Below are 13,082 nucleotides of genomic sequence, written 5' to 3' on the forward strand. Positions count from 1 at the left end.
AATAGGTCAAAATATCCCCTCACCCTAACCCTCTCGCACGAGTGGGGATTATTAACTAAATGGCAGTGACGCTAGCCCGCGATCTAAGCAAATTTCTTGAGCGGTATGGGGATTTTTAATGTTATCTAAATATTATTTCACCTACATCCCCTCTCCATCTTGAGGGAGAGGGTTAGGGTGAGGGGGTATTTACCGCATCACCACCCTTACGGCCGTATAGCACGCATAAGGCAGATTACCCTTTGCGAGAGAGGTAATTCAGTATTTCCAGTAAACGCTCTGGACTCCCAGCCATTTGTAAATCAGTTTTATATTTATTATTCACTACAAAAGCGGGGACCGCATTAATTTGATAAGTGCCCATGAGGCTCATTCCATTTTGCACGCGCATATCGATTGTTGGCGAATTTTCAAAGGCGCTTTTTGCAATTTCCCTATCGACACCTTGAGTAATAAAGAAATTGATCATCGCTTGTTTTGACTCTAACGGTTTTTTCTCTACTTGTATGGCTTTAAAGAGTAACGGATCCATTTTATCCGAAAGTGCGAGTGTTTTTGCAGTGTAGTAGGCCTTGGCATAAAGCTCCCAAGTAGGCTTGAAGACGACAGGGACGCGTTCGAATTGGATGTTATTACCCATTTTACTCACCCATTCATCTAAAGGTGCTTCTATTTTATAACACCAAGGACAGCCATAACTAAAAAACTCTTCAATAATGGGGGTTTTATTTTTATTATTGGTGGCTTGGGGATTACTCACAACTTGATAATCCTTACCTTCAACAAATGAAGCGGCTAGAGCCATTGCGGGCAAGAGCAAGAATACAGCGATTAATTTTTTTAACATAATTTTAATTTCCTAATGTAACCCTTCAATATAATGTGCAACTGCTTCCATATCATCTTGGCTCATTCTACTACTAATATCTTGCATGATATGGTTTAAATCATTTTTTCTCTTACCGTCTTTAAATGCATTGAGTTGCAAAACGGTATAAGCAGCATGTTGCCCCGAAAGCACCGGAAAGCCCGCTTGGGAGTTACCTGTCCCTTTAGGACCATGACAGGCAATACATGCCGTAATCCTTTTTGTAAAATCTCCACCACGGTAAATTTGTTCACCACGAGTAAGAAATTTTTCAGGGGTGCTGCCTTGAGCAAGAGGCATTTTAGCATAATATGCTGCCAAGTCATCCATGTCCTGCTCGTTCAGCATCGCAACAATAGCCTGCATGGTAGGAACATTGCGAAGGGTACCCTCTTTGATGTCTTTAAGCTGTTTTATAAAATATTTGGGATGTTGTCCTGCGATATTAGGCCAATCAGGATTGGGACTATTGCCTTGTGGACCATGACATGCGGTACAAACAGCTGCTTTATTTGCTACGGAGTTAGCATTTTCCTGGGCAAAAAGGGTGAGTGGTACACCGAGAAGAAAAGTGAGTACAAATTTTTTCATCGATTTCTCATAATAAATTCTTGAAGTAATGGTACACTGCCTTGGTTGAAATCCGAAATATTATAATTCATATGTCAGAAAATCCTTATTCTAAAGCAATATTCTTAAAAAGTGCTGCACGCGTATCCCATCTGCCCGAGGACTCAGGATATGAAGTTGCTTTTGCCGGCCGTTCCAATGCCGGCAAGTCAAGTGCCTTAAATTGTTTAACCGGCATCAAAAATTTGGCACGAACCAGTAAAACACCCGGCCGCACCCAATTAATTAACTTATTTGAGATCGATACAGAGCGTCGTCTTGTTGATTTACCCGGCTATGGCTACGCCAAAGTCGCCTTACAAGTGAAAATGGATTGGCAAAAAAATTTAGCACATTATCTTGAAGTCAGAAAAAGTTTAAAAGGGTTGATCTTATTAATGGATATCCGTCATCCGTTAAAGGATTTGGACGTGATGATGATCGATTGGGCTTTGGAGCGAGAGCTTCCGGTACATATTTTACTGACTAAGTCGGATAAATTAAGCCGCAGCGATGTAAAGAACACCCTATTAAAAGTACGCAAGCATTATGACTTGGCGGAGCATTTAATCACCGTGCAATCTTTTTCTTCCTTGAAGAAAGAAGGGGTTGCGGAATTGATTGCTTTGCTCAATCAATGGTTTGAATTAGTGTAGTCTGGTTGCAAGCAACCGGACTTGTATCTTTAATCTGTAAGCAAAAAAGCTTAATCTCAAGGGCACTTGAGATGGGAGAAGTGATCTTGTAACCGGGCAAGGCATAAAAGCCTGATGTGTAGATTAGGACCTTCTCCCCACTTATCAATCGACCGAACAGTATCTTAGGCCGCTCTCGTCAAAGTAAGCCTGTATTCGCAAGCTTGGTCAATGATAAATAACCTCAAGTATTTTTTACAGCCATTGGAGATTAGCATGAGTGCATATGATTTTATAGGTGTTGATATCGCTAAGGATAAGTTTGATAGTGCTCTAGCAATCAATAACCGTTACAAACATGCTGTTTTTCCTAATAACAAACAAGGATATCAAGCATTTCATAAATGGCTTGAGCAACACACAATATCTCCTTGGGTCTGTATGGAAGCAACTGGTCATTACAGCGAGGGGCTTGCTGACTTCTTAACGGAAAAAGGAATTCGAGTGAGTGTCATTAATCCCTTTCAAATTAAGAGCTTTGCCAAAGCCTCCCTAGCACGCAATAAAAATGATACGATTGATGCAAAAATCATTGCCCAATTTGGTCAACGTATGGAACCCCGCCTTTATCAGTCAAGCTCTATAGAGCAAAAAGAAATAAGAGAGTTAACTAAAGTATTGGATATGCTAAAAGCCCAGGTCATTCAATTAACGAATCAACTACATAGCCTTAAGGGACATGCAGCACAGAAAAGCGTCAAGAAAATGATTGAGAAGCTGGAACAAGAAATTAAAGCCATTCAACAACAAATTGATGAACGCATTGATAATAATAAGCAGCTTAGAGAGCAATTTGAATTATTACTGTCTATTAAGGGTATTGGAAAACTTACTGCCTATCAGATATTGGCACGTATGCCTGAAGTACAATGCTTCCAAACAGCAAAACAATTCGCTGCCTATATGGGGATTACTCCCAAACAACATCAATCAGGTTCTTTTATCGGCAAAACTACGATTTCGAGACTCGGTGACAGCCGATTAAGAAAGGCTCTTTACATGGCTGCTTTAGTTGCCAAACGTTACAATAAATCGCTGCTTCCTTTTGCTAATAAACTTCAAGCGAAAGGCAAAACACCGAAAACAATCATTTGTGCTGTGATGCGCAAGTTAGCTCACATTATTTTCGGTGTCTTAAAAAATAAGCAAGCTTTTAATGAACATTTAACTTGCTTTTAAAGACAGTATCTACAAACTGCATGGAGAGATGAATTTTCTATAATTCATTCTCTAGTTAGCCCTTAATTTCCGCATTGTCCAATACTTTTTCTGCTTGAGCGGCACGATATTTTTTAATCGCCTCGCGATACTCGGGATACTTATTGCCGAGGATCGTTACTGCCAAAATAGCCGCATTGATAGCGCCTGCTTTCCCCACTGCTAGAGTGCCTACGGGGATTCCTGCGGGCATTTGGACTATGGATAACAGTGCATCAAGACCATTCGTGAAGGTCGATGAGGGCATGGGGACACCTAAAACAGGTACTATGGTTTTCGCAGCAACAACACCGGGCAAATGCGCTGCGCCACCCGCTGCAGCGATAAAGAGTTCTACGCCACGTTGTTCTGCTGATTTGAGATAATCAAATAGCGCATCGGGGGTGCGGTGTGCGGATAAAGCGCGTACCTCGTGAGGAATGTTAAATTGTTCCAGAGTTAAGCTGGCTTCTTCCATAATGGCCCAATCCGATTTCGAGCCCATCAGTATTGATACAAGTATATTTGACATATTCACCTCTATTATTTACATGGAGCTTTGTCGGAAGTTGCAATGGTGTATATCGCTTCAATCAAAGCCTCTCCTTCCAGTTCCTGTACTCTGGTTTTCAACAACTCGGGAGTATCGCCTGCTAAAACAGGACATTTCTTTTGTACAATAATTGGGCCAGCATCGACCTGTTCCGTGACAAAGTGCACGGTGCAGCCGGTTTCAATTTCAGCCTCATCTAAAACGGCTTGGTGCACATCCAGGTTCATTAATCCTGCATAAGCAGGCAATAAAGAAGGATGAACGTTGATTATTTTATGTTCCCAATTTGCGACAAACTCAGCAGATAATATGCGCATATAGCCAATTAAAACAATGAGTTCTATGCGATGTTGTTTGAGTATCTCGGATAAGGAATGATCAAAATCGCTGCGACTTAATCCCTGAGGATTAATAAACAGGGATTTGAGTCCGAAATTTTCTGCTTTTTCCAAAATGGGAGCATCTGCTTTATTGCTTAAAACCAGCTCGATTGTTGCAGGTAAACGCTGCTGTTTTATTGCAGCAACAACGGCGTTTAAATTAGTACCGCGAGTGGAACCAAGTACGGCAATGCGAATCATGAGGCGCGTATCCTTTGCATATGATCAATACGTTGCTGAATTAATTGTTGTGTACCGATGTCTTCACGATGAAATAAAGGCCCTTCAATGGATGAAATTTCACCTTCCGCTTTTATTTCAGCAGCAACAATGGAATCGGCAATTCCTACATAAGCTGCAGTACGCGAACCTTCAGCAATGATTTGCTGATCGACCTGATTGACTGAAGAAAGGTAGAGATGATCCTGGCAAACTACTTTTGAAAAATCAACGACAAAATTCTTCTTTGGGGTATCAGGATAGCCTTCAGGAACTGCATATTTACACACAGTTGCCTGTTTGGAAAATCGGACCTTATCATCGCTTAAGTCGCCATGAATCATTGCTTGGCAAACGGCAACAAAATCAGATTCTAAAATCGATAATACATTTAATGATTCAGGATCGCCAAAGCGGGCGTTAAATTCAATGACATAAATTCCGTTTTTAGTCGCAATAAAGCTGCCATATAAAATGCCAATATAAGGTTCATCATATTCAGAAGACAATGCCTGAAAGACGGCATTGTTAATCACTAGCGCTTCGTGTACGTCGTGAGGGGTTAAAAAAGGCAAGCGATGGTCGGTGTCTGAATAACTACCCATGCCGCCCGTATTAGGACCTCGATCGCCGTTATAAGCGCGTTTATGATCTTGCACTAAAGGCATGGGAATGAGTCTTTTGCCATCAGCAAAACACATGAAGGAAAATTCCTGGCCAATGAGTTTTTCTTCGATGAGAATCGTTTGCTTTTTATCAAGAATTTCCTGACAAAAACGCAAGGCCTCAGCAATTGAGTGCAAATGTTCCCCTGCGACTTTAACCCCTTTACCCCCCATTAAGCCATTGGCTTTAATGACGTAATTACCTTCCCCAAGCTCAGAGAGGAATGCTTCAACTTGATTGAGTGTGGTAAATTTTTGATAACGTGGCAGACCGGCAATATGATGTTTTTTCATTAAATCACGGGCAAACTCTTTAGAGGTTTCAATTTGCGCCAATTCTTTTTTCGGGCCAATGGTTGGAATTCCTGCTTGCCATAATGCATCCGCCATGCCTTGTTCAAGAGGGGCTTCTGGGCCAATAATCGCTAATTCAATATTCCAGTGTTTTGCCTTAGAGACAACGGCAGCACAATCGGTAATATCCCCAGCAGCATAGTGTGCCGTGAGATGATGGATGCCTGGGTTGATTGCCGTCCCATAACAAAATAATGAAGGTCGTTGTGGTGAGCGGTGTAGTGCTTTGATGAGTGCATGCTCACGCGCACCAGAACCGATAACAAGAATGTTCATTCAATGTCCTCTTTTTTTGGGGAAATACCTCTACTTGTTTCACGTTGTAGTTCAAGTTGCTTCATTTTTTCTGCAGTGAGCTTTTTACAAAAGTAATCGCCATCCATACACGCCATGCAGGGTTTCTTGATTTGATGTTCCCCCCGACGCGTTACGGCTTCAATCAAGTCCTCGTGGGATTGATAGAGTAACGCATCCACCCCGAGATAGTTGGCAATTTCATCCTCGCTTTGATTTGCAGCAATTAACTCTTTGCGTGAGGGAATATCAATTCCACTAAAGCAGGGATTTTTAAGTGCGGGCGACGTGGAGGCAAAATAAATTTGTTTCGCACCAGACTCTCTTACCATTTTCACAATTTCGCGAGAGGTGGTGCCTCGAACAATACTGTCATCGATAATCATGACTATTTTATTTTTAATTTCCGTTGGTTGCGGGGTTAGTTTGTAACGAATATTCCGACTTCTGGCCTTTTGATTGGGCATAATAAACGTACGGCCTATAAAAGGATTTTTATACAGCCCCTCAGAATAGCGGACCCCTAATTCGCTGGCAAAAGACAACGCGGCGGTATTGGCCGTGAACGGTGCTGGGATCACAATATCTGGGATAAGATCGGGATGTTTTTTCTTCCATTGGATCGCCAAATTCTGTCCCATCCGTAAACGCGAACGGTAAACACTGACGTTATTGAGCGTTGCATCTGGCCGGGCGAAATAAACATATTCGAAAACACAAGGTCTGAATTCTTGCGTCTTCAAAACGCGGCGGTGCATCGTCCCGTTTAAGTCAATAAAGGCAACTTCACCAGGTAAAATATCTCCTTTGGGCTCAAAGCCTAAGGCATAAAAAGGGGTGGTTTCTGATGCAAAAATTGTATCTACAGTTCCATCAGGATTTTCACGTGTTCCCCAAACTAAAGGGCGAATGCCGTGGGGGTCACGAAAGGCAACCAGTCCCTTGCCAATAATCACAGAAACAATCGAATAAGCCCCTTCCATGCGTTCAAAAATATGTGAGACTGCTTTGGTCAGTAGCTCGAAAAAGCTGTCATTGTTTTCCTCATTACTGGCGGCATTACTGGCCAGATTATCCGCAAGCATCAGTAATAGGGCTTCCGAATCGAGGGACGTGTTGAGATGTCGATGTTGTTTTAAACGAATTTCATCGGCCAACTCTTGGTAATTCGACAAATTGCCATTATGTGCCAGCGCTATGCCACGGGGGCTGCCAATCCATAAGGGCTGGACATCGGTTTCCGTATAGCCGCCTGCGGTAGGATAACGAACATGACCAATGCCGATGTTACCCATGAGCGGGGAAACATTATCTGGCGTAAAAATTTCACGTACCAAACCCAATCCATGTTTTGTGTAGAACCGCTGATCACACGTCAGGATGCCAGCGGCATCCTGACCTCGATGTTGTAAATGGATAAGACTCTCATACAATTCAGAGGCTACTGGTTCATGACTGTAAATACCTACTATCCCACACATTGGTTATGTTACCCCAAGTAATTTGCAATATGACGCATGATCCGTTGCTCAGCAGGTTCTTTATGTTCCGCAAAGCTGAACTTTTTACCTGTGATTCGTTCATACAACTGAATGTAGCGTGATGAGAGCTCTTCAATTAATTCTTGTGGTGCTTGCGGAAGTTGCTCATCATGATAAGGGTCTGAATTTTTTGCAAACCACAGTCGCAAGAATTCCTTATCAATATTTTCGGGTTCTAATCCTGCGGTAATGCGGTCATGATAACTGTCGGCAAGCCAATAACGACTGGAGTCGGGCGTATGGATTTCATCCACTACGATAATGTTCCCCTCTGCATCACGGCCAAACTCATATTTGGTATCTACTAGAATCAAACCATGATTTTTAGCGATTTCAGCACCACGTTGAAACAGTTTCAGTGCTAAAGCACTGGCTTCTAACCAATCCGCTTCGCTCATCCATCCCTCAGAAATAATTTCAGCTGGCGCAATAGGGCGGTCATGAATTTTTTCTTTAGTGGTTGGCGTCAAAACCGGCTGTTCCAATTGCTGGTTTTTTCTTAATCCTTCAGGAAAAGTAATCCCACAATATTCACGCACCCCATTTTGATATTGAGTCCAAAGCGAAGTACCGGTTGTGCCACTAATATAACCTCTTACTACAAATTCAATCGGAAAAACGGAGCATTTTTTGGCAATAACCACATTGGGATCAGGAACCGCAATGATGTGATTAGGAACAAGATTTTTGGTTTGTTCAAACCACCATGCACTGGTTAAATTAAGTACCGCACCTTTGTAAGGGATAAGGGCTAGATGTCGATCAAAGGCGGTGAGCCTATCAGTAGTAACGAGCATGAGGTAATTACCCAAATCATATGCATCTCTTACTTTTCCTTGATATTTTTTGCCTACAGGTAAATTCGTTTGATCCAAGCAAAAAGCTAAAGCCTCTCGAATTTCGTTGTCATAACGCGTGGTTGTATCGGTAGCATTCATGAGCATAGGGATTTCCAATGATGTGAGTTAACAAAATAGGGTCTATTAACGTAGAAACATCAGTTTCCTCGCTAGTAAACTGCCATAAAACACCGTGATTAATTGTATTAATTTTTGGTAATTCATAGTGGGTATTCAGCGTTTGTAGCGTTTGTTGTCCTTTTAGGTCTTCTTTTGCACGAACGAGATACGCGAAAGTATTGTTCGAGTTGAGCTCGTTAAAGGAAACTTCACGCTCTTTTCGATCCGAATATAAAAGTCCAGTATTTTTGAGCTGTGCAAACTCGTCTGCAGAATCACAATCAATTTCCCAGTGTTCAAAACGATTCACTGTTACCGGAAATCCTAAGCGTCTTAAGGTTTTTTGTACCGTCAAAGCTTGGTTGTCTGTGATAATGAGTTTGACCAGACAAAGATGACTGGTTGGATTTTTATTGAAATTTTTTAGGTGGACGGCGATTCCTTCCCGCGCCTTGTTTGCAGAATCCCATTCACGCGAGGACTCTGGAGCGGCTGCATCGACATCCAAGCGACCAGTACGTTCTTTGATATAATCACGCATGGAGGCAAAAATTGGATCACCATTAATCGTGCGCTCTGGATGCGGCATCATCGCCATGACATTTCCAGCCTGATTGGTAATTGCGGCAATATTGCCTGCAGAGCCATTGGGATTAATTGGGAAATTATCAATAATCTTGCCTTCGGCATCGCAATATTGAAATAAATTTAAACCATGGTGTTCTATTTTCTTTAACAAAGAATCAGGCATTAAAAAACGCCCTTGCGCATGGGCAATAGGAAGATGAATTAAATCGGTGGTTTTAAGATGACGGGTAAATGCATTATGCTGATGATTTTCTGCTAATCGCATGTGCACCCAGGCATTATAAAAACCAGTGCCTACTATTTTGCCATTGGCAATGCGCTTATTTTCAGTCAGTGCCATACTAATCTCATCCTGGTCAAAGCCGGGCACTAAACCTGATTCGACGAGTATTTGGGCCCCATTGCAGATCCCAAACACCGGTTTGCCTTGTTCACTCTGGGCTTTGATTTCTTGAATTACGGGATCAAGTGCGGCAATAATTCCTGCACGGGAACGATCTTCATAAGAAAATCCCCCAATAAGGATATAACCATCTAAGTGACGTAGCTTCTCTAGAGGTTCATTCCATAAAAACTCTACGGGCTCCATGCCAACGCGTTTGACCGCAAGCGCCGTTTCTCGTTCACAATTGGAACCTGGAAATTGAATTAAACCAATGCGTATCATAACAGTTTCACCCTTTGATCTCCTCTTACAACCTGTCCAATTTCATAAAGAGGGAACGATGGAAAATCACGGAGTACTTCGCGTACAGCAGATAATGTTTCTGGTGCTATAAAAAGAACCAAACCCGCGCCCATATTAAACGTACGATACATATGCTCATCATCCAGATGCCCTAACTTACGTAATAAATTGAATATAGGTAGTTCAGGAATCCGATTTTTATGAATTTCTACACCACAATGTTGCGGTAAAATACGGGGAATGTTCTCCAATAAACCACCACCCGTGATGTGCGCCATGCCTTTAATGGCGATGTTTTTTTCCAAAATACTCAAAATAGGTCTGGTGTAATTAATATGTGGGGTTAGAAGCTCTTCCCCAATACTATGGGAAAAATCTTGAAATTGTGACTCTACTTTGTAACCCGCAACATCAAAGAGCAATTTTCTTGCTAATGAATAACCATTGGTATGCAAGCCACTTGAAGGAAAACACACCAGCAGATCGCCCTCACAGATTGCTTTGCCTTCAATCGCTTTATTTTTTTCAACTACCCCGGTAATAACTCCAACCAAATCCAGTTCGCCAGGTAAATAAGTACCAGGCATTTCTGCAGTTTCACCACCAACTAAAGAAATGTGGTTTTCTTTACAGGCCTGGACCATACCTTTAATGATCTGCTCAACAATTTCCGGTTTTAATTTATCGTTGGCAATGTAATCAAGCAGCGTAAGCGGTTTGGCACCTAAAACGATAATGTCATTGGTTGTGGCGCTGACTAAATCGATCCCGATGGTATCGAATTTTTGCATCATTTTGGCGACCATCATTTTGGTACCCACACCATCAATGCTTTGGACTAAAACCGGATGCTGGTAATCTTGCAGCAGGGTTTTGAGATCGTACATGGCACCAAAGCTGCCAATCCCGGTCAGTACATGCGGCGAGAACGTGCTTTCTACCGATTTTTTAATACTACGAACTGCTTCATTGCCTGCTTCTATGTCTACACCGGCAGCTTTATAATCAATAATTGACATTATATGAGCCTCTCAACTAAACCATTTTTCCAGGCAGTTTTGGCTGCACTGATTGACAGATTGATAACCGAATTCATTATCAAGGTTGGGGTTGCTGTGGTTTCACCTATAGTTTGAAACGCTACAGAATATTGGTGGAATATTTGTTCCAGCATGCTTATATTTTCCGGGGAAACTTCGAGGATGAAACCGCCGCTTTCTGAAAACAGTTTTTTATCATTGGGCAAATCACCGGAAATAAAAACATTGACTCCAATTTCACTTTTAAAGCTCATTTCTGCGAGAGCAACCGCGATGCCGCCTTCGGAAATATCATGAGCTGACAATACTAGACCTGCTTGCATGGCTGCATGTACTGCGCTGATCTCATCAGCAAATGCAGCAAGATCCGGTTTAGGGAGTTGGCTGCCCAGTTGATTGTGTAACTGATAATACACACTGCCACCACATTCATCTTTACGTGCTCCAACCATCAAAAGCACTGAATTAGGATGTTTGAAATCATAAGTGACCGTTTTGGATAAATCATTCATTGCACCAAGGCAACTGATAATAGGACTTGGTGGAATGGCGCCTTGGGCTGATTCGTTATACAGCGACACATTCCCTGAAATAATAGGGAGGCTTACACTGCGATCAGTAAACATTTTTACCGCATGACACGCATCGACTATCCCACGCACAGAGTCAACAAATTCACCCATTTGCTCGGTATTCTCGGGATTGCCGAAGCACAAACAGTCGGTCAAAGCGAGAGGCCAGGCACCTACTGCGATGATATTACGCACGGATTCGATGACGGCATTCACTGCTCCCCAATAGGCATCAATTTTATTGTAACGGGGATTATGATCGACGGATAAGGCAACACCTGTGCGCTGAATTTCTTCGGGATACTTATCCTCATTAAAGGGGGCAATTACTCCTGCATCAGCGCATCCTGGCTCCACAATAGAACGACCTTGAACCTGCTTATCATAACTTTCATAAATGGGGGCACGTGAAGCAATGTTTTCATGAGCAAGCAAACTCAATAATTCTTCATTGAAATCACTCACGATAATAGCCTGTGGTTCACTGTGCGAGTGTTGTTTTGAGCTGTAGGGACGATCGTAAAGAATACCTTGGGTAATGTCTTCTGCTCGCGCCGAGACAATTTCTTTTCCTTGGGCTTTAACGACATATAAGCCATCATTTCTTATTTTACCCACTACTGTTGCTTGTGCTCCATCGCAGATTTCTGGAAGTGCAAAACGCGTGTTGTAATGGTTTAAGAAGGTCTCTACCAATTCTTTGGGAACAACCCACATAAAGCGTTCCTGTGTTTCGGAACATAAGACCACGGCAGGTAATAAATTGTTCATACTGGTTGGCACTAGATCAAGGTTGATTTCTGCCCCATAGCCACTGGCCTCTGCCAATTCAACGCTGGCGCATGCAATTCCTCCAGCACCTAAATCCTTGAAGCCAACGCGATCAATGAGATTTTTTTCGCGCAGGAATTCAAACATCGCATAATTGGCTTTAAGAATATGTCTTTGCAAGAACGCATTGGGTTCTTGTACGGCGCCTTTATTTTGTTCTTGTTGCTCTTCACTCAACGTGGCCGAAGCAAAAGCCGCACCGCCAAAACCACTGTTATCTGTGGGTTTACCGACCAATATAAATTGATAATCTTCTGCATTAGGGGGGGCATAGGAGTGGATAATGTGATCTTCTCTAACCACACCTAAGGTAACTACGGTAACGAGACAATTTTCATTATACGCTTCGTCATAATATGTATCACCGCCGAGATTGGCGATACCAAGTGGATTGGCATAGCCCGCAATTCCTTGCACTACGCCTTGATGGATCCATTTTGTTTTTGGACGATTAATATCTCCAAAGCGCAAACTGTCTGCAACGGCAATGACTTCAGCACCCATACAGCATACGTCACGCACATTTCCACCCACTCCTGTAGCCGCTCCTTCGAAAGGTACAAGTTGCGAGGGGTGATTGTGTGATTCATGACTGACCACAATACCATAGCGTCTATTTTGTTTGTCTGTAGCTACTGCCACAATGCCGGCGTCCTCTTTGGGGCCTAGGATGACGTGGGGTGCTTTCGTATTAAATTGGTTAAGGTGTTTGCGACTGCTTTTATAGGAACAATGTTCCGAACCCTGAATTGACCATAAGACACATTCAGCATAGGTTGGTGGTCTTTTTAGTAAGGTATTCTGAATGGTGAGGGCTTCTTCGGGAGTGAGGCGCAAGCTAAAACGTTGGAGTAAATGAGCTATTTCCTCCAAGGACAGCTGAGAAAAATCAAAACAATCCGGGGCATCTTGCATTTTAGGGGATCTGACTTGTAGCTAAAACGTGTCTAATTTTACTTATATTTCGCATATAAAGCAATACATATTTTGCATTTACTTGACAAATTGGTCAAAAATTTACAATATTGG

12 protein-coding genes are annotated in these 13,082 nt (G+C 42.4%); 2 read left to right on the top strand and 10 right to left on the bottom strand.

Annotated elements, in window-relative coordinates; translation table 11 throughout:
• Nucleotides 1-235: 235 nt before the first annotated feature.
• Both ACF8MK_RS05755 and ACF8MK_RS05760 read right to left on the bottom strand, forming a co-directional pair.
• Nucleotides 236-847 (bottom strand): thiol:disulfide interchange protein DsbA/DsbL, encoded by a 612-nt coding sequence (locus ACF8MK_RS05755; RefSeq protein ID WP_392538537.1) that lies wholly within the window; start codon nucleotides 845-847, stop codon nucleotides 236-238.
• A gap of 12 nt (nucleotides 848-859) precedes the next feature.
• Nucleotides 860-1,459, bottom strand: a complete 600-nt coding sequence (locus tag ACF8MK_RS05760; RefSeq protein ID WP_265703798.1) for a cytochrome c — start codon at nucleotides 1,457-1,459, stop codon at nucleotides 860-862.
• 71 nt (nucleotides 1,460-1,530) lie between these two features.
• Between ACF8MK_RS05760 and yihA the strand changes: the two genes are divergently transcribed.
• Entirely contained in the window at nucleotides 1,531-2,133 is a 603-nt protein-coding gene (gene yihA, locus ACF8MK_RS05765; RefSeq protein ID WP_265703799.1) for a ribosome biogenesis GTP-binding protein YihA/YsxC, read from the top strand.
• A gap of 255 nt (nucleotides 2,134-2,388) precedes the next feature.
• Nucleotides 2,389-3,351, top strand: a complete 963-nt coding sequence (locus ACF8MK_RS05770; protein WP_392536322.1) for an IS110 family transposase — start codon at nucleotides 2,389-2,391, stop codon at nucleotides 3,349-3,351.
• Nucleotides 3,352-3,406: 55 nt separating this feature from the next.
• On the opposite strand, the gene purE is transcribed toward ACF8MK_RS05770, so the two are convergent.
• From purE to purL, 8 genes are read right to left on the bottom strand one after another with little or no spacing between them, the layout of a single operon-like run.
• Nucleotides 3,407-3,901 carry a 5-(carboxyamino)imidazole ribonucleotide mutase gene (gene purE, locus ACF8MK_RS05775; protein ID WP_265703800.1) on the bottom strand — a complete coding sequence of 165 codons (495 nt, stop codon included), beginning with the start codon at nucleotides 3,899-3,901 and terminating at the stop codon, nucleotides 3,407-3,409.
• Nucleotides 3,902-3,912: 11 nt separating this feature from the next.
• On the bottom strand, nucleotides 3,913-4,503 hold the full coding sequence (gene purN / locus ACF8MK_RS05780) for a phosphoribosylglycinamide formyltransferase (protein WP_392538538.1): 591 nt from the start codon (nucleotides 4,501-4,503) through the stop codon (nucleotides 3,913-3,915).
• Entirely contained in the window at nucleotides 4,500-5,816 is a 1,317-nt protein-coding gene (gene purD / locus ACF8MK_RS05785; RefSeq protein ID WP_392538539.1) for a phosphoribosylamine--glycine ligase, read from the bottom strand. The genes purN and purD overlap by 4 nt, the downstream gene beginning before the upstream one ends.
• Nucleotides 5,813-7,315, bottom strand: a complete 1,503-nt coding sequence (gene purF, locus ACF8MK_RS05790; RefSeq protein WP_392538540.1) for an amidophosphoribosyltransferase — start codon at nucleotides 7,313-7,315, stop codon at nucleotides 5,813-5,815. The genes purD and purF overlap by 4 nt, the downstream gene beginning before the upstream one ends.
• An 8-nt stretch (nucleotides 7,316-7,323) precedes the next feature.
• A complete protein-coding gene (locus tag ACF8MK_RS05795; RefSeq protein ID WP_392538541.1) occupies nucleotides 7,324-8,319 on the bottom strand; it encodes a phosphoribosylaminoimidazolesuccinocarboxamide synthase in 996 nt (331 codons plus the stop codon).
• On the bottom strand, nucleotides 8,282-9,589 hold the full coding sequence (purQ, locus tag ACF8MK_RS05800; RefSeq protein WP_392538542.1) for a phosphoribosylformylglycinamidine synthase I: 1,308 nt from the start codon (nucleotides 9,587-9,589) through the stop codon (nucleotides 8,282-8,284). The genes ACF8MK_RS05795 and purQ overlap by 38 nt, the downstream gene beginning before the upstream one ends.
• Complete coding sequence (gene purM / locus ACF8MK_RS05805) at nucleotides 9,586-10,629, bottom strand: phosphoribosylformylglycinamidine cyclo-ligase (RefSeq protein ID WP_392538543.1); 1,044 nt, start codon at nucleotides 10,627-10,629, stop codon at nucleotides 9,586-9,588. Before purM ends, purQ begins: the two co-directional genes overlap by 4 nt.
• Nucleotides 10,629-12,968 carry a phosphoribosylformylglycinamidine synthase subunit PurL gene (gene purL, locus ACF8MK_RS05810; RefSeq protein ID WP_392538544.1) on the bottom strand — a complete coding sequence of 780 codons (2,340 nt, stop codon included), beginning with the start codon at nucleotides 12,966-12,968 and terminating at the stop codon, nucleotides 10,629-10,631. The genes purM and purL overlap by 1 nt, the downstream gene beginning before the upstream one ends.
• Nucleotides 12,969-13,082 lie beyond the last annotated feature (114 nt).

This window comes from Legionella sp. 227, from assembly GCF_043161935.1.
Taxonomy (GTDB): Bacteria; Pseudomonadota; Gammaproteobacteria; order Legionellales; family Legionellaceae; genus Legionella; species Legionella sheltonii.